The 17,847-nt window shown below is 41.4% G+C and carries 19 protein-coding genes; 3 read left to right on the forward strand and 16 right to left on the reverse strand.

Annotated elements, in window-relative coordinates; all coding sequences use genetic code 11:
* Positions 1 to 2 precede the first annotated feature (2 nt).
* The 3 genes from BM386_RS10920 to BM386_RS10930 all read right to left on the reverse strand — a co-directional run bounded on the left by BM386_RS10920 (position 3) and on the right by BM386_RS10930 (position 3,705).
* Positions 3 to 620, reverse strand: coding sequence for a DUF4159 domain-containing protein (locus tag BM386_RS10920; RefSeq protein WP_091693780.1), 618 nt, complete (start codon positions 618 to 620; stop codon positions 3 to 5).
* Between the two features lie 108 nt (positions 621 to 728).
* A complete protein-coding gene (locus BM386_RS10925) occupies positions 729 to 2,045 on the reverse strand; it encodes a TldD/PmbA family protein (RefSeq protein ID WP_091693782.1) in 1,317 nt (438 codons plus the stop codon).
* Between the two features lie 16 nt (positions 2,046 to 2,061).
* Positions 2,062 to 3,705, reverse strand: coding sequence for a TldD/PmbA family protein (locus tag BM386_RS10930; protein ID WP_091693785.1), 1,644 nt, complete (start codon positions 3,703 to 3,705; stop codon positions 2,062 to 2,064).
* Positions 3,706 to 4,575: 870 nt separating this feature from the next.
* On the opposite strand from BM386_RS10930, the gene BM386_RS10935 reads away from it, so the two are divergent.
* Together BM386_RS10935 and BM386_RS10940 are read left to right on the forward strand one after the other, a co-directional pair.
* Positions 4,576 to 7,659 carry a SusC/RagA family TonB-linked outer membrane protein gene (locus tag BM386_RS10935; protein WP_091693788.1) on the forward strand — a complete coding sequence of 1,028 codons (3,084 nt, stop codon included), beginning with the start codon at positions 4,576 to 4,578 and terminating at the stop codon, positions 7,657 to 7,659.
* An 18-nt stretch (positions 7,660 to 7,677) separates the two neighbouring features.
* Complete coding sequence (locus BM386_RS10940; RefSeq protein WP_091693790.1) at positions 7,678 to 9,186, forward strand: RagB/SusD family nutrient uptake outer membrane protein; 1,509 nt, start codon at positions 7,678 to 7,680, stop codon at positions 9,184 to 9,186.
* A gap of 71 nt (positions 9,187 to 9,257) precedes the next feature.
* On the opposite strand, the gene BM386_RS10945 is transcribed toward BM386_RS10940, so the two are convergent.
* The 5 genes from BM386_RS10945 to BM386_RS10965 all read right to left on the reverse strand — a co-directional run bounded on the left by BM386_RS10945 (position 9,258) and on the right by BM386_RS10965 (position 12,728).
* On the reverse strand, positions 9,258 to 9,872 hold the full coding sequence (locus BM386_RS10945) for an alpha-ketoglutarate-dependent dioxygenase AlkB family protein (protein WP_091693792.1): 615 nt from the start codon (positions 9,870 to 9,872) through the stop codon (positions 9,258 to 9,260).
* A gap of 8 nt (positions 9,873 to 9,880) precedes the next feature.
* Complete coding sequence (locus BM386_RS10950) at positions 9,881 to 10,729, reverse strand: methylated-DNA--[protein]-cysteine S-methyltransferase (RefSeq protein ID WP_091693795.1); 849 nt, start codon at positions 10,727 to 10,729, stop codon at positions 9,881 to 9,883.
* 86 nt (positions 10,730 to 10,815) lie between these two features.
* Positions 10,816 to 11,034 (reverse strand): DUF4287 domain-containing protein, encoded by a 219-nt coding sequence (locus tag BM386_RS10955; RefSeq protein WP_091693797.1) that lies wholly within the window; start codon positions 11,032 to 11,034, stop codon positions 10,816 to 10,818.
* 2 nt (positions 11,035 to 11,036) lie between these two features.
* Entirely contained in the window at positions 11,037 to 11,423 is a 387-nt protein-coding gene (locus tag BM386_RS10960) for a DoxX family protein (RefSeq protein WP_091693801.1), read from the reverse strand.
* A gap of 159 nt (positions 11,424 to 11,582) precedes the next feature.
* Positions 11,583 to 12,728, reverse strand: coding sequence for a cystathionine gamma-synthase (locus BM386_RS10965; protein ID WP_091693804.1), 1,146 nt, complete (start codon positions 12,726 to 12,728; stop codon positions 11,583 to 11,585).
* A gap of 128 nt (positions 12,729 to 12,856) precedes the next feature.
* Between BM386_RS10965 and BM386_RS10970 the strand changes: the two genes are divergently transcribed.
* Positions 12,857 to 13,549: a VTT domain-containing protein gene (locus BM386_RS10970; RefSeq protein ID WP_091693807.1), complete on the forward strand. Its 693-nt coding sequence runs from the start codon at positions 12,857 to 12,859 to the stop codon at positions 13,547 to 13,549.
* A 13-nt stretch (positions 13,550 to 13,562) separates the two neighbouring features.
* On the opposite strand, the gene BM386_RS24130 is transcribed toward BM386_RS10970, so the two are convergent.
* From BM386_RS24130 to BM386_RS11010, 8 genes are all read right to left on the reverse strand, one after another.
* Positions 13,563 to 13,865 (reverse strand): type II toxin-antitoxin system RelE/ParE family toxin, encoded by a 303-nt coding sequence (locus BM386_RS24130; protein ID WP_091693809.1) that lies wholly within the window; start codon positions 13,863 to 13,865, stop codon positions 13,563 to 13,565.
* Positions 13,849 to 14,082: a hypothetical protein gene (locus BM386_RS10980; protein WP_091693812.1), complete on the reverse strand. Its 234-nt coding sequence runs from the start codon at positions 14,080 to 14,082 to the stop codon at positions 13,849 to 13,851. The genes BM386_RS24130 and BM386_RS10980 overlap by 17 nt, the downstream gene beginning before the upstream one ends.
* Before the next feature lie 129 nt (positions 14,083 to 14,211).
* Entirely contained in the window at positions 14,212 to 14,352 is a 141-nt protein-coding gene (locus BM386_RS10985) for a DUF2256 domain-containing protein (protein ID WP_091693814.1), read from the reverse strand.
* A complete protein-coding gene (locus BM386_RS10990; protein ID WP_091693817.1) occupies positions 14,349 to 14,978 on the reverse strand; it encodes a flavin reductase family protein in 630 nt (209 codons plus the stop codon). Before BM386_RS10990 ends, BM386_RS10985 begins: the two co-directional genes overlap by 4 nt.
* A gap of 17 nt (positions 14,979 to 14,995) precedes the next feature.
* Positions 14,996 to 16,108 (reverse strand): FAD-binding domain-containing protein, encoded by a 1,113-nt coding sequence (locus tag BM386_RS10995; protein ID WP_091693820.1) that lies wholly within the window; start codon positions 16,106 to 16,108, stop codon positions 14,996 to 14,998.
* Entirely contained in the window at positions 16,108 to 16,371 is a 264-nt protein-coding gene (locus BM386_RS11000; protein WP_091693823.1) for a TIGR03643 family protein, read from the reverse strand. The genes BM386_RS10995 and BM386_RS11000 overlap by 1 nt, the downstream gene beginning before the upstream one ends.
* A 225-nt stretch (positions 16,372 to 16,596) precedes the next feature.
* A complete protein-coding gene (locus BM386_RS11005) occupies positions 16,597 to 16,908 on the reverse strand; it encodes a hypothetical protein (RefSeq protein ID WP_139235887.1) in 312 nt (103 codons plus the stop codon).
* A gap of 237 nt (positions 16,909 to 17,145) precedes the next feature.
* The gene (locus tag BM386_RS11010; RefSeq protein WP_139235888.1) at positions 17,146 to 17,820 is read right to left on the reverse strand and encodes a hypothetical protein; all 675 of its coding nucleotides are present in this window, start codon (positions 17,818 to 17,820) and stop codon (positions 17,146 to 17,148) included.
* Positions 17,821 to 17,847 lie beyond the last annotated feature (27 nt).

Below are 17,847 nucleotides of genomic sequence, written 5' to 3' on the forward strand. Positions count from 1 at the left end.
AATCATTGTGTTAATGCATAAACCACTATGTTGACTCCAAACTTGGTGTTATCGACTTTCAAAAAACGCTTGTTTCTGAAGTCATAATCCCATTCGCAGCCGTAATCTTTATTACTATAAAGAACACCTATTCTGCCATTTATGACAATTGCCTTCAAGTAATCATGTATCAGATCATCTCCCCAGCCATTTAGCTCAAAGGAGGTAGCTGGAGGACCATCTTCGAATTCAAAGAAGGAGGAGTAAATTGGGTGGTTATTGGGGATTTTCTGGAGGGCATCTTCTCCGAAAGTTTTGGCCATCTCGGCCTCAAAGGATTTTGCGAACAGCCCATCAATGTCATGATTGCAATCATCGGCAAAGACAAAGCCTCCGTTTTCTACATAAGTCTTGAAGTTCTGACGCTCTGCCGAGGAGAACTCTACTAGCTTATGTCCGCTGATATAGCAAAAGGGACTTTTGAAAATCTCCTTGCTACTCAGCTCTACTACTTTTTCCTTTTCGTCCACCGGAATAGTGGTGTATTCTACCAGGGAATTGAGCAAATTGATCGGCATGCGCTGATCCGTATCCCAATTGCCTGAATTGTATTTGATTCTGGTGAAGAAGAAAGCTTGCATTGTTGTGATTAGTAATCAGTCGCAGTGATCAGCCACAGTGATCAGATCGCAATCTTCAACGTCTGTAAACTGAGACTGCAAACTGATCACTTTAAACTGAAAACTGTTTTAAACTGCGTCTGACAAACTGGTGAAGGTAAAGTCCCGGATCTTCATCGCTGGAATCAAATCTCCTCCTACCCGCTGCTGCTGACCGAGTGCTTCGATATTGTTCAGCATGATGATCGGACTTTCATTGAATCGGAAGTTCTTCACAGGAAACTTGATCTGACCGTTTTCAATATAGAAAGTACCGTCACGGGTAAGACCTGTGTAAAGTAAAGTTTGGGGATCCACCGCTCTGATGTACCAGAATCTGGTAACAAGAACCCCTCTCTCGGTACTTTTTACCATGTCTGCAATGGACTGGTCACCGCCTGCTATAATCATCCCGCTTGGTCTTCCAGTAGGCTGTACACCTTGCTTCTCTGCCCAGTAGCGGGAATAGAACATGTTTTTCACCGCTCCATTTTCCACCCATTTCATAGGCTTCTGAGGGAATCCTTCATTATCCCATGGTGAACCAGGGATCTGAGGACTTAGTGGATCTGAGTAGATATTTACTCGCTCATCGAAGAGCTTTTCACCAAGGCGAGTTCCACCACCTTTTTTGCTTAGGAAGCTTCTGCCTTCATCCGCACTTCTCGCATCCAGACTTCTGGTCAATAATCCCATCAAATCGCCAGCAGCTGTAGGCTCCAATATCACCGTATATTTACCTGGCTCTATGGCCTGGGCATTCTGTGAAGCCTGCGCCTTTTGCATGGCGATGTTGGTCACGTCTTTGGAGTTCAGAAGATTCACGTCATTGAAATCACGGATGGCATAGCCTGAACCTGTTCCATCTGCAGTACGCACCGTGATGGAGAAATCTACTGATGTTCTTTTGTTGTAGCCAAATAGCCCTTTGCTATTACCCTGAGCCACAAAACCGGAGAAATCCTCCAGGTATCCTGCCGCCGTGAGATTCGCTTCAGAGCTCGGGCCTATACTATCCGCAGCGATTTGCGCACGCTTTTCCGGATCTATCTGATCGGTGGCACTTACGAAAGTTTTGCTTTCCAAATACTCCTGCGGACCTAACATCGGCATGTACTCCGGGTTTTCCGGTGCCAGTTGGGCGATTTCCTCTGCTCTGGCGACTGCCTTTTGGAGCGATTCATCATCCAATTCATTGATGCTGGATGAACCTGATTTTTTACCAAAAACCGAGGTGACGTTCAACCCTATCTCGTTCGTCTCCCCACTGGTGCTTACTGAATTTCTAGCGTAACGGATATTCCCGGTTCTTCCTCCGGAAATCGATACTTCAGTTTCATCAGCTTTAGCGTAGGAAAGTACTTTATCTATAATTTGTTTTGCTTCTTCTTTAGTCAAAATGGCCATAATTCTCGTGTTGAGGTTAAATATTTCTTCCCGTATTGATCACATTCACCCCATCAAAACGGGTGGTAGAGCTACCATGTGAAACTGCTGATGATTGTGATGGCTGGCCTTTTCCGTCAAAGAAAGAACCAAAGAATCTGTAATCATCCTTATCGCAAATCTGGGAACAAGAATTCCAGAACTCCTGAGTATTGGACTGGTAAGCCACATCCTCAAGCATACCTACGATTTCGCCATTTTTGATTTCGTAGAATAACTGCCCCCCAAACTGGAAGTTGTACCGCTGCTGATCGATGGAATAAGAACCTCTTCCAAGGATGTAAATCCCTTTCTCCACATTCTTGATCATTTCCGCAGGACTTAGTTTCTCCGTGCCTGGACGCAAAGAAACATTTGGCATACGCTGGAATTGCACAGAACTCCAGTTGTCCGCAAAGCAGCAGCCATGAGATTCTTTTTCTCCCAGTATGCTTACCTGATCACGGATAGCTTGGTAATTCACCAAAACACCATTTTTAATCAGATCCCACTCTTTGGTTTTCACACCTTCATCATCGTAGCCAGTATTGCCCAGGGTAAATGGCTGAGTCTTGTCGGCAACGATATTTACTTTGTCAGAACCGTATTTGAAATCTCCTGATTTCCACTTGTCCAAGGTTGCAAAGCTTGTTCCGGCGTAGTTCGCCTCATAGCCTAGCACACGGTCCAATTCAAGCGGATGCCCTACGGATTCGTGGATAGTGAGTCCCAAGTGATCAGGATCTAGTACTAAGTCATATTTTCCAGGGATCACTGATTTGGCAGAGATTTTCTCCTTCGCCTGCTTAGCAGCGTCGGTTGCATCCTCTACTATATCATAGCTGTTTCTGTAACTATTGAAACCAGCCGGATTCATGATTTTGTCAGCAGCAAGACCATCCATGTACTCGTAGCCCATTCCCATTGGCGCGCTGAGTGCCTGACGGGTTCTGAATCCTCCAGACTCTTTATTCACTGCCGTTACCGAGAAAGTAGGCCAGATTCTATGGATATCCTGATCGATGTAGGAGCCATCTGTGGAAGCAAAATACTTCTGCTCATTGATCATAAACAGGGATGAATTGACAAAAGCAGCACCATTGTCAATAGCCGCATTGTTAGCCTTCAGTAAAAGATCAATTTTCTCTTTTACAGGAATCTCCAATGCCTTTTTCTTAATCGGTGTATTCCAGGTCACTTCCCCGTGGCCTGGCTCCGGTGCTAGCTCAACGGGCTCATTTTGAAGCTTTGAGTTGGCTTTTGCAATAGCAACAGCAGTTTCTGCACAAAGCTTAATTCCGTCTGGCGTCACATCAGATGTGGACGAGAAGCCCCAAGTGCCGTTAGCTATTACCCGGATTCCAACTCCGAAAGTCTCTCCATTGGAGATATTCTGGACGTTTTTGTCGCGGGTAAAGACGTTTTGCCTTAAGTATCTTCCGATTCTCACATCGGTGTAAGTTGCTCCTTTAGCTCTCGCAGCATTCAGTGCTGTATCGGCAAGGACCTTTTTAGCTGCAACATCGATTCCTGGCTCAAGCAACTGCTCTGCCGAGACCGGATTCCCCATCATTAAAAGCCCGGGGGTAACTAGGGCTCCTAGCCCCATTCCGGAAAGGTGGATAAAATCTCTTCTCTTCAATTTATCTCTGGTTAAAGTTTATGGTTTATATTTTTACTGGTCTATTGGGTTTAATAGTCCTATCAAAGTACTGCTATCCTTGGATTAAGCAAAGAAAAAATACAGACTCGGTAAATTGGAGGGGCATGAATTGCAATTTCAAATGATAAAGTCGAGGCTTTTGTGATTTTCGAAACCATAAATTATAAATCCTTGGAAAATGAACTGTGTATCTAATGGATTCTGATAATCAGCAAAGATGCAAGTAGCCATACATTCTTTGCTTTACTGTAGGGTTACTTCGACTGCGCTAAGTACAGAGGTATCATACAAATACTTCGACTTCACTCAGCACAAATGCAAAAGAGACCTGATACAAGTGTTTTCCAGATCCTGTAATACATTTTCTTTTACTGGCAGTACGTCGGATACACATTGGGAGCCCACATAATAGCAACTGTTATTCATTATTTAGACTGGAATTTTTATTGTCATTGGTCTATTTAACCCTACTAAAATAAACACCCTGAAACCTAAGCGCCCACCAAATAAACCTATTTTTTATTAAATCACTTAATTTTGATCATTTTACACTCAATTATAAACCCATTTTTTCATTCTCAACATGAATTAAACAAAATACTACGTTTTTTAAACCCTATAATATTTTTTCATACAAACCACTCATGTAATAAAGTGGCCAATTAATTAGTTGGTATCAGAATTATAATTTGTAAAATACTATTATTTTTTATCAAAAAGTTTAAATAAACTAATTATACAGAATATAATACTGAACTCACTGTTCATTTATGAACTATGTAAAAAAAATCGAATTCTTATGTCAAATTTTCAATAGAATTAACAAACCATTAACCAAACCTCAACCAAATGAAAAAACTTAGACTAATCATCATATTGACATTGCTGTCAATAGGAAACCTCCTTGCACAGTCTCTGACTGTATCCGGGAAGGTAGAATCCTCAGAGGATGGGCTCCCTATTCCTGGAGCTAGCATTCAAATCAAAGGCACGACCGATGGAGTAATTTCCGATTTAGATGGAAATTATACGATCACAGTTCCCAATGCAGAATCTGTATTGATATTCTCATTCGTCGGCCATGTTACTCAAGAAGAAATAGTTGGAAATCGTTCTTCTATTGATGTTACACTGAAATCCTCAATAAGCGACTTAGGTGAAGTGATCGTCACAGGCGTCGCGGTAGGAACTCCAACCAAAAAACTTGGCTTTGCAATTGGAAAAGTAGATAAGGAACTACTTCAGGAAGCTCCCGCGACTGACCCAGGAAATGCCATAAGAGGAAAAGTATCTGGAGTACAGATAGTCCAGGGAACAGGAAGGCCAGGAACTGCACCTACCATTCGATTACGGGGAGTGACAGCTATTTCAGGCAGTCAGCAACCCTTGATTATAGTAGATGGAATTATCACTCAAGGAAGTCTTGCGGATATCAATATGAATGATGTAGAAAGTATGGAAGTATTAAAAGGAGCAGCAGCTTCCTCGCTTTATGGATCATTAGCAGGTAATGGAGTAATTCAGATCATCACAAAAAGGGGTGCTGACCGAGAAGGTGTAACGCGAGTAACTGTACGTCAAGAATTAGGGAACAGCTATTTGGCGAGAGAAGTACCCCTATCATATCACCATAGGTACCAGTTGAACCCAGATGGTAGCTATGTACTTACTAACCCCAACAATCCAAATACGAGGGTTGAAGAAGCGGACGGGATAATGGATAATATTTATCCACAGGTGTTTAACAATCAAGAATTGCTATTCAAAGCCCAGCCATTCTATACCACCAATGTCTCGATAGCAAATACTGGAGCGAAGACAAATTTCTTTATGGGTTTCGAAAACCTTAACCAAGGCGGGATAGTCGTTGACATGCCAGCATATAAAAGACAAAGTCTTAGGTTGAATATAGACCACATGCTTCTGAATAAGATCAAGCTCACAAGCAGTACTCTTTTCATCAACTCTAAAAGCCCTAATAACGGAGAAAATGGTCAAAGTGGTCTTTTCTACCCAATTCTTGCCCACGAACCTGATCAGGACTTATACGCTAACAGAGACGGTGGAATACTTCCTAGATCCCAAAGCAATCTCCAAAACCCATTGTATGAGCTTCGCCATAGATTTTTCAGAAGAGATAGAAAAAGACTATTGCAAAATGTAGAAGTCAGCTACCAAGTACTTGACTGGCTTAGGCTTTCGGGCCAATATTCCATGGATCTGGAATTCAATAATAATGAAAATTATACACCAAAAGGATACATTACACAAAACACCCCACAAGGGGGCCTAGGATCCTTATCCCAAACCTGGAGTAATAATAGTGCGGAAATCGCTACCCTTACCGCTGCTGCACAGAAGAAGTTCGGGAATTGGAACACGCAAGCTGTGATAAGATATCAATTTGAAAAGTATTTGGATGAAGCTAATAACACTTCAGGTTCCAATTTTGCTGTTGTAGATATCCCACGTTTTTCAGCCTTAGATCCCACGACCTTAAACATTACGAATTCACTGTCTGATGTCAGAGCTGAAAATATTTTCTTAAACCTAGGATTCGATTACAAGGACAAATACATCATAGAAGGATTGGTACGAAGAGATGGTTCTTCTCTTTTTGGAGAAGATGAGCGATATCAGCTATTTTACAGAGGTACCGCTGCTTATAGACTAAGCGAAGATGTTCAAATCCCAGGATTTCAAGAATTAAAACTAAGAGCATCTTACGGGACTTCAGGTGCTAGACCTGGATTCTCTGCCCAATATGAGACATATAGTCTAAGTAGAGGTGTAGCAACTAAAAGTGTGTTGGGAAACAGATTTTTAAAACCTTCAAAAATCGGTGAACTCGAAGTCGGATTAAATGCCACCTTCCTGAATACTTGGAGTTTTGAATTCAATTACGCCAACATCAAAGCAGATGATCAAATACTACAAGTTCCCCTCTCAAGTGTGGCGGGATTCAGTTCGCAATGGCAAAATGCAGGAACTGTAAGAACACATGCATATGAGTTTAGTTTAGGTTCATATTTAATAGAAAATCAAGATTTCTCCTGGAATTTCAATATCGTAGCAAGCAATTCAAAGTCAACGGTAGAGGAGCTAGGTGTCCCAACTATTCTGCGAGGAGATGGCATAACAAGTGGCATGTTCAGAATTGCAGAAGGTGAGGAATTTGGTGTCATGTATGGAAACGTATTTGCTAAATCTCCAAGCGACTTTATCTTAGACAATAATGGCTTTATTACGAATATATCAGGATATCTACCTGATTCTGAATCAAATAAAATGCCGTCGGATTTTGAGCAAAATTCCGACGGATATATGGTGGCAGCAGGCACGGAAAATACTCCAGCTGAAACAGCCACTATTTTATACGATCCTACCACAGGTCAGAAACTAGACGCTAAAATCGGAAACAGTGCACCTGATTTAATATTAGGATTGACCAATACCTTACGGTATAAGAACATATCCCTATTTGTACTCATGGATGCTCAAATTGGCGGAGATATTTACAACTCCTCCAAGCAAAACCTGTATTTCCAAGAGCGCCATGGAGACCTTGACCAATTTAACAAGCCAGAAGGCCAACGCAAATCTGTCCCTTATTACTCTGGAGCTACCAGTTTGTATAACGGAGCTGCTCCTGCACAGCATTTTGTGGAAAAAGCCACTTACATGAAGCTACGTGAAATTGCCCTGACTTATAGAGTTGATGAGACAATGATGAACTCAATCGGAATAGGAAAAATATTCCATGATGCCAAAATCTCAGTTATTGGCAGAAATCTGCTGACGTTCACGGATTACTCAGGCTTTGATCCGGAAGTGGCATCACTCAGCGCAGGTGATCCTACCACATTCAGGTCTGATTCTTATGTATATCCCATGTTCAGAACATTCACAGCTGCAATTGAATTAAGGTTCTAATTCTAAATTCTAACAATTATGAAAAAATCACTAAAAATATATCTAGGAACTATCCTGACTGGAACATTTCTTCTTTCTGCATGCGCCGATTTGGATGTTGAAAACCTCAACAACCCTGACACTGAGAAAGTATTATCAACGCCCGATGACTTAAAAGGCTTAGTCGGTGGAGCTTTTTCCGATCTTTACGGTCTTTTCCGTGCCTATAGAGGACAGGTAAATCTAGAACATACCGCTGATCATACCACGATGACTAATAACGTGAGCAATTGGTGGTCAGAGTTTAAAGTAGAACCAAGACCTCAATTTGCCAACAGTTTAGCCAATTCCAATAGAGCAGGAATCATCGACAACCCCTTCAGGCTAACAAATTCGGCAATCTCTTCATCGGTAGATGTGATTAAGCTGATTGAAAATGACGGGGTAGAAATCGGCGTAGATGGAGAGGATACGCAAATGGTCTTGGCAGCAGCCTACTTTGCCAAAGGTATGGCAGAAGGATATCTTGCCTCTACTTTTGATCAAGGGTATGTAGTGGACAAAGACACAGATCTAACCACCATAGAACTAGCTCCATATGATGCTGTCATGGACATGGCCCTGGCGGATCTGGCAAAAACAATTGAGTTGGCAACTTCCAATGCCTTCGAGCTGGACCCTACCTTTATCAACACCCCATCCCCGATGGGAAATGCCGAGCTAGCAAGGTTGGCAAGCACTTATCAAGCTCATTTTATGATGACTAGAAGTAGGACAAAGGCTCAAAACGATGCCAACGACTGGGCCAAAATCAAGGAGCTTGCTAAGAATGGGATTACAGATGATTATATAATAGTACAAGATGGATCTACCTGGAGCAATTCCTTTATCAACATCTCTGGATTAGATTGGTATTTCCGGATAGACCACAGAATTATACGGATTTTTGACCCATCATTTCCTAAAAGATATCCATTGGAGGCAACTGCCCTACTCCCCCCTGCTACTACAGATGATAAGCGATTGGAATTATACTTTTTCTATGAAGAAGATATGTCAAGATTCAATCTTACCAGAGGCGCACAATTAAGAAGTAATTACCGAATTGGCCGATGGGATGAGTTTTATAGAGGTGGTGGAATCGGACCTATTCCATACTTCTTTGACTACATCAATCAACTGATCATTGCCGAAGCTGAAGTAATGACCGGAAATACGCAAGCTGCAATTGATATCCTGAATGAAGGTAACAGAATTACAGTAGGTGGTTTAGAACCTCTTCCTTCTACGCTCTCTGATCAGGAGGTACTCCAAACTATCTGGGACGAGCGAGATATCGAAGTTTGTCGCACAGACTGGGCTATACCTTTTATGGACGCAAGAAGAAGAGGCATTCTCCAAAGAGGAGTACTCCTTCACTTCCCAGTACCTATCACCGAGATGTTGATACTTGGTCTCCCTGAATATACATTTGGTGGGCAGGCGGCGGCTGATGGTGTAAACACCTCAGACGGAGCGGGTGCCTGGTACACTCCTCCAGGATTGTAAGTAGTCCATAATTTCCTCGAAGTAAAGTATTCATAGCGCGTTATAACTTGATTGATATAACGCGCTATTTTTTACATCTCCCCTACAATAGTTCTAAAAGTCAGATTCACCCTAGGCTTAGAAACCAGCTTGGTTGGCGGAAGTCTATGCAGCCAATGCGTCTGGGTAGTTCCTTTCATCACGAGCAGGCTTCCATTTTCTAAAATCTGAGAAACAGTCTCCTTGGAAACCTTATGCTTAAAGGCAAATTTACGTTCGGCTCCAAAACTCACCGAAGCAATTGCACCGTCTTTTTTCAGATCTATTTCCCCATCGCTGTGCCAAGCCATACCCTCACTCCCATTGTGGTATAAATTCAGCAAGCATGAATTGAATGTTTCTCCTGATTTCTTCTCCACCATCTCTTTTAACTCCAGCAATTCCTTGGTCCAGGGCAACGCCGTCTTGGTATTATTGGAATAGGTGTATTCGAAAGGCTTTTCGGCGTACCAAGCCACTTTTCGTTTGGTTTCTATGCGTTTACCAAAAATAATGGCCACATCATTCTTCCATTGAATCTCATTCAACAAATAATCTAGGTAGCTCAAAGCTTCTTTCGAAGGCATTATTTTCCCATAATAATTCACTGTGCCGTCCTTAGGCAGCAGGTTTACATCATCCACTGAGTCCTGATTGAATAAATCCATTTGAATGTTTAGTGTTCTGCGTTTAGTTGGGCAGCTTCCCAACCTATAATCGCCGACTTCCTGGTTGTTCCCCACATGTATCCACCTAGCTTGCCACTGGACTGAATCACGCGATGACAGGGAATCAGAAAAGCAACAGGATTACTTCCTATGGCAGTTCCAATAGCCCGTGAAGCCTTTGGTTTTTCTATTTCACCCGCAATGCTTCCGTATGTAGTTAAGTTTCCCATGGGGATCCTCAGCAAGGCATCCCAAACTTTCAACTGAAACGGCGTACCATGTAGATGCAACTTGATCTGATTGAGTTTGTTCCAGTCGTGTTGAAAAATAAACAAAGCTTCCTGCTGGATACTATCCACTAGCTGATGATAAGAAGCATTTGGAAAGCGGGCTTTCATGGTGGTTTCCCCTTCGTTCCGATCTGAGAAAAAAGCCAGATGACAAATGCCTTTTGAGGTGGATGCTACGATGATTTCACCGAAAGGACTTTCTGCAAAACTGTAGTTGATCTGAAGTTTTTCTCCACCATTCTTGAATTCTCCTGGAGTCATACCTTCTATTTTCACAAACAAATCATGAAGCCTTCCGGTACCGGAAAGCCCTGTTTCCTGAGCTGCTTCAAATAGCGTTGCTTCCATTCCCTGCAAAAGCTGCTTAGCATATTCCACACTGAGGAACTGCATAAACTTTTTTGGGCTCACTCCAGCCCATTCGCTAAACATACGCTGAAAGTGAAAAGGACTCAGGTGAACCTGCTCCGCAATTTCCTCTAGGGAAGGTTGCCTTTTGAAATTTTCCTGAATGTAGTTTATCGCTTCGGCTATGCGTTGGTAATTGATATACTGACTCTCGTTCATAGTTTGAAAACTAGGTTACCCAAAAGTAGCCTGATTCAAAGAATAGCAAAACCCGAATCTTGCTGAGATTAAAAATAAGTAACTCCCTACTCCTCCTTTCCTTTTAGCAAGGCATATATCGCCATGGCATGTCCATGTCCCAACCCAAATTCCTCTTTCAGCCAATCCGTAATCTCAGTGGCTTTGATCCCAGAAGCGATTTTACCATTTTCATAAAATCCCTTTGAAGCAGCTAATCGGGTGAAGTCCTCGGGAGTTTTTCCCGTCTTAGCTTGAATAGTATCCAAATAAGCTTGAAATGACATGGTCAGATAGTTTTGATTTCAGGATTTAACTTGTGATAATATACATAAGATACCATCAGAATCGCCAAAATGATCAGTGGAAAGAAAGACTGGAACACTACCCCATCTACCGCAAAATGACTGATGCTGGCAAAGATAAAATCAAAGGTGAAGCCGGCATAAGCCCATTCTTTAAATCGCTTTGGGAATTTAGGGACTATCAGAATCAATGTTCCGCAAATTTTGAATATCACCAGCGCCATCCCAAAATAATATGGATAGCCGAGATGGCGAACGCCTTCCTTACCTAATTCAGACTGGGAAAAAAGAGCGGGCATAACTCCTTCGAACAGGAAAATAAAGGTCGTGGCAGACCAGAAAATGATTTTGTCTCTTTTAGTAGTATCCATTTTTTCATCTTTTTAATGATGTTCAAAGATCTACATGGATCAGTACTTCAAAGAGGTGTCATGATGACAAAGTATGGGCGTTTTACGAAAAAAAGCCGTTCGCAAATCCTTCAACATGAACAGGCTTGCGAACGGCTCTACTTTTTATATCAACAGTAGTTAAATCTTAGCTAGTGCATTGGCTAAATCATTCTTTAGATCCTCTGCATCTTCCACTCCCACACTTAATCGGATAAGTGAATCCACCAAGCCTACTTTCTCACGCTCTTCTTTTGGAATACTCGCATGAGTCATGGAAGCTGGATGTCCACAAAGTGACTCCACCCCACCGAGAGATTCCGCCAAAGCAAACAAATGGAAGTTTTCCATCACTTTTTTGGCATCCTTTTCTTGATTGCCTAGCAAGGTGAAGGATATCATCCCCCCATAATCACGCATCTGCTTCTTGGCAATTGCATGGTTTGGGTGATCTTCGAAACCTGGCCAATATACCTTATCTACTTTCGGGTGATTCTTCAGATATGCCGCGATAGTTTTGCCATTCTGAGAGTGGCGCTCCATTCTTAGGTGAAGTGTTTTGATTCCTCTTATTACCAAGAAACAATCCTGAGGACCTGGAGTAGCGCCGGAAGCATTTTGTATAAATACCAGTTTTTCTGCCAGTTCATCATCATTTACCACCAAAGCTCCCATCACCACGTCGGAATGTCCACCAAGATATTTGGTCACAGAGTGCATCACGATATCAGCCCCGAGATCCAATGGGTTTTGCAGGTATGGAGAAGCAAAGGTATTATCCACTGCCACCAGGATTTTGTTTCCTTTTCCCAACTTGGCCACGGCGGCTATGTCGATGATATTCATCATTGGGTTGGTAGGAGTTTCCACCCAGATCATTCGTGTTTTGTCTGTAATATGATCAGCAATGCTAGAAGGGTCAGACATAGGCACAAACTTGAATTTAATACCATATCGCTCATATACTTTGGTGAAAAGACGGTAAGTCCCTCCATAAAGATCATTCGTGCTGATAATCTCATCGCCGGGGTTGAAAAGCTTGATTACTGCATCGATAGCTCCGAGACCAGATGAAAAGCAAATGCCATGTTTGCCGTTTTCCAGTGCAGCGAGATTATTCTGCAATGCAGTTCGGGTAGGATTGTGTGTACGTGAATACTCGTAGCCTTTGTGGTCTCCAGGGGATTTCTGTACGTAAGTGGAAGTCTGATAAATCGGAGTCATAATCGCTCCTGTAGCCGGATCTGGTTCTATTCCGGCGTGTATGGCTTTTGTTCCAAATTTCATTCGTAATTGGTTTAGGTTGTTTAGGCTCGTTGGAAAATGAAAATCAGTTCAGATTTTCAGGGTGATTTTAAGCTGTGCATGTTAAACTTGCAGACATTTCCATTGAATCAATGTAAGATGAACCAAATATGACAAAAAAGGGCAGGATTTTCAAAACTATCCGCTCCTACTTCGGGAAACACCCTTCAGGCATATTTGCATGGCTTTGGGTGACTGTGATGCCCTTTGTAGGAAGTGCAGTTTTTGCGGTAAACTATTATTTAGTAGGTGAATACCCACTACAATCAGGTTTGGATTTTTTCATTTATACCGTCATAGGAGCTTTATTGATGGGTTTAGCTTTGCTTCCCACGACCTTGATCGCCTTGGCTTCCGGATTCTATTTTGGCTGGGTTTCTCTGCCGTTTTTGATTCTAGGCTACTCACTCGCTTCTGTATTGGGATTTGGTTTAGGCAAAATCAGTAATATGGGGTTGACAGAAAAATTATTCCAAAAGAACCCGAAGTTTCACGCAGCACTTGAGTCCAGAAAAAAGAAAGAAGGTTCCTTGGTATTCTTTGTACGTATCTCCCCAGTAGTTCCCTTTGCGGTATCCAACTTCCTATTTGCGAATCTGAACATCAAACTTTGGAAGGTGCTGGTATATGGTATTCCCGGTATGCTCACCCGAACTGTCCTGGCCTTTGCCGCCGGTGTAGCAGCAAGTTCTTACATGGCTGCCAAAGAATCCATGAATACACCATTGCAGTGGGGAATTGGATTAACGCTTCTGGTAATTGGGGTTGCTGGGATTTACAATTACCTAAGGAAAAAACGCTGATTAATCAGTTGGCCTATAACTTTTTGCTACTAGGGTTTTGCCTATTTGAGAAGAAAGATAAGACTTCAATAGTCTCACCTATGATTCGAAAATACATTGTGTTATGTTTCATCACTACAGCTTGACGGATCCCACGTACCTCTACTGACTCTTGGAACATGTACGGATTTTTTGAAATCAACTCAACTACATGCTCTATTTTCAACGCAAGCTTTACAACTTCCTTATTGGTCCACTTATGTTCTAAATACTCAAAAGTTGACTGTAATTCATCCAGAGCATGATCAGTCCATAAAACCCTAAAGCCATTTTCCATATATCTTTTGGGCTTCAGAATGTGGCTTTAGTTTTCCATCTTCCGCATCTTCAATCCCTCTCTGAATTGAAGATCTCTCTGCTTCAGAAATTGAATTCCACCAATCAGATTTCTCTTCCTCTCTAAACTTCATAAGCTTATCAATCAAAGAATTATCTTCCAAAGTGGATAACCATTGAATCAGTTCGATCTTTTTATTTTGAAGTTCTAAGTCCATAAATCAAATATATCAAGAAATTTTAATGAGTTCCAGTATTAAAAACGCGACATCTAGCACTTGGACAAACCCCTAATTATGAACTTTAGTGTGGCAGGGATCTAAAATTACCTGAGAATAAAACGCTGATTAATCTATCATAGCTTTACTTCTCCTACATCGCTCACTACAATACTTCACCTCCTCCCAGTTATTTCCCCACTTTTTACGCCAGACAAAGGGTCTTTTGCGCACGGGACAAATCTTGGTAGGCAAATCAGATTTCTTCATTCGAAATCAGGAATTTCATCCTCTCGTACATATGGAAAAGAGTCCAATTTGTTCAGACCGTAGTAGGTATTCAGCCCCGAAATCCCAACTCCCAAGTATTTTTCCAAATTCAATTGCCCCAACTCATTCACTGTATAATCCGGGAAGACGATCATCTCCACCGAACCGATGACAAAAATACATCCATTAGGTAATGGAATACTTGCCTCATGCTTCATCCCAATTTTTACAGCGCTTTCTTTCACAAAAGGCGCATGAAAATCAGCTATAAATTCCTTCTCCAGCTTCATCCGCTCAAACTCAGAATCTCCCCTCTCCAGCTTGGCGGAGGTATAATGAGCCTTTTCTATAAATGCCTCTGCCACATGGTTGATCGTATAAAATCCCGTCTCCATGATATTAGGATAAGTGTCTCTAGGAATTTCAGTTTGAGGACGCATGATGAAAGCCAGTTGTGCTGGACTGGATCCCAAATGCACCACTGATGAGAATATAGCCACATTATCCTTGCCTTCAGAAGACCGGGTTCCTATCAGGTTAGCGGGTTTTATCCCGGAAATTGAGTTGATTAAATTCAGTCTATAGCTTCGCTCAAGTCTCTCGATTTCATCTTTGTGTAGTTGCATAGTGGTATTTATTGATCTTACTCGCCCTTCTCAGACTCATATCTGATCTCTTTTTTACACTTTTTCCAAAAGGCGAAAAAAGATGGATAATAGCCTTTCACACTGCTGAGCCAATGTCTTGACTCAGCATGGCCTTGATAATGAGCATTGGTGGGATGCTCTTTGTAAATGATGTTTTCTGTGTTGATTTGCTTCGCCAATTCCTGAAATTCCCCTACGAAAATCTGAATACCTTGAATATTTACTGACAGATCCAGCGCAAAATCAAGGCATTTTTGGCTGACTGGATTTTTCCTAAAGAAGGATGGCTCCAGCAGAAAAATCCGCTGTACGTCTTCTCCTTGATACCAGTGAGGATCGAGATTGTAGTAGTTGTAAATTAAGGTCTTTTTATCCCGTTTAAAATCCAGCTGAAGGTGACTTGGGAGTACCGTTTCCAATTGAAAAGGAACCGTATCAAGAAAATTGCTTGGTATCTCTAAATGCTCAAACTCTTCATACTTCACATCTAGAAAAGTCCCTTTTTGATCGCTTTTAAAGTAGGTGTTAATATTCCATTGATTAGCGTAATATTTCTTGCTGGAAAAAGCACCCGCCACCCATTGCCAACTTAAATGATTGCTCGCCAAATCTCCATCCAACAAGTGACTATACAACCATCTGGCAGGCTGCAGCCAGTGTGAATTGGCAACATTGCAGCAAATCGACGCCACATACATGCGCATGTGATTGTGCATATAGCCAGTCTCGTAAAGTTCCTTTATGGCATTATCCACTTCTTCAATTCCCGTCTCAGCATGTACTATTGCAGCTGGAATTTGATAGTTAGAGATCGGCGCTTGTGGATTCTTCAAATCCAGTTCAATCTCCTCTCCTTTCGCTATCCACACCTGCTGCCAGTAGTCTCGCCAAGCCAGTTCCTGAACGAGTTTTTCTACCTTATACCAAGGCAATCCAAGCGTTTTGATGTGTTCAAAAACCTGCTTTGTAGAAATTACTCCTCTGGAAATGTATGGACTCAAACGTGTCACTGCTCCGTCTTTATAATTCCTGGACGCAGCATAACTCACAGGATCAATCGCTCGAATCCTGCTTTCAATAGAAGCTAAATCAGTAGGGAGACTATGCACTAGGTGATCTTATTATTGGAGATACTTCTTTGTCTTGTGCATTTGAATCGCTGGATGTCAGCGCTTCGCTTTTTGAGATGCTTCTGACTTACACCGGAATTCACCCGCTTCCGCCACATCTTGAAAGAAGTTTCCTTCAGTTCCCTTCGCATCAATTTGATCACCTCAGCTTCAGAAACGCCAAATTGGGTTTCTATTGCTTCAAAGGGAGTGCGATCTTCCCAAGCCATTTCTATAATTCGATCTGTTTCTCGCTCGTTCATTAGTAGTGTCCCTATTGTAAATCTCCTTTCCTTAAGAAGACGGGATTCATTCATTAGTATCTATAAAGCATGGAGGAGGTGGAAATGTTTTGTAGAAATCGGATTTCCTGAGAAAGAGAAATCCTTAAATAGAAAGATAGAATCGAACTTCTGAATCAGCGGTAAAAAAGCTATTTAGTGAGAGGACAGAAAGTGGGGTTGGAAAACCAAACATTTAGGCTTTTCTCAGCTGAGTTTGTTATTGCTAGCCTCACTACTCTTTATCTCCTCAAATTTCTTGGTGATTTCCTTCCCATAAATAGGTTGAACAAGTTGTTTTCCTTTCGGATATGATTTTGCTACATATAAGTCTAAAGCAGAAATCGCGATCCGTATTTGTTCCAATTCCTGTTCGTCTTTGGCCACTAGCCTTACCTCGTAGCCCTTTTTATGCTTTTGAGATCCAAATTTCGCAACCTTTACCTCATCTTTAATTCTCAGATTTCCATTCCGTAGAAATATTTCTTTCAAAAATTCGAAAGCCACCGGTTTTGACATTTTTTTCATATTTGTTCTAAGTTGAAATTAGCGGGTAATTGGTGTTTAAGATATGATGGTGTAGATACGATATACACCTTGGGGCCTAAATGTCTAGACTATACTCAGTTGGGGGACGGCGGGCTTTCGAAGCCCTTCCCTTCCAACCTATGACTACCTTCTTAGATATACTGATTTTCATATTCACTCGGAACCGCCCGCTGTATCCAAAGTGATGTTAGCGATATGTTGCTTTCTTCACCTTCTTGCTTGATACATAGCAAATGCTGTATTTTTTACATATTCATTTGGGTCATTTTGCATATTATAAACGATTTCTAATGGCTTTATTTTATTTGATGCAACTGCCATGCGAACCTCGAATTCTAAATCAGTCGAAAGCTTAATTAGTAATTGTTTTGAATTAGTCTTCCAAGCAATGTTCCTTCTAACTTCTATATGTTCTGATTCCGACAATCTTTCTTGAAAAGAGCTGGGGAGATTTTGATGAATAGCTATGTTTGAAATAGCTCTTATATCTTCTTTTTTCTTCGCTTTTTTATAAAGCTTGATAACTTCTGTTGAATCCAAAGATTTATCTTCTGTTAATTCGTATAAATTTGAACTTTGGATTTTCCGCAATTCTGTAATTCCTGTTTGTAAAACAATTATAAGTCCTGATGAGATATATAAAATCAGTCGTTTTGATTTATGTTTGGAAAATAAAACTACAAAAGAGGTTATGGTCAGGCTAAGTGCAGCAAAAAACAAAAACAACTTTATGAGTAGGCCTGGCAACATGAATAAAATAAACAAATTACTTTCATTTATCTCAAATCCATTAATTTCAAGAAGCAAGATATAAGTCAATACTGCAACTAATCCTATCGCAGCTGAGAATATCAACCGAGTACTTTCTTTGTAAAATTTCATTTAGTCATCACTTTCGTTGGTGTACTA

Origin of the sequence: Algoriphagus locisalis (genome assembly GCF_900116615.1) — a bacterium.
In the GTDB taxonomy this organism is placed as follows: Bacteria; Bacteroidota; Bacteroidia; order Cytophagales; family Cyclobacteriaceae; genus Algoriphagus; species Algoriphagus locisalis.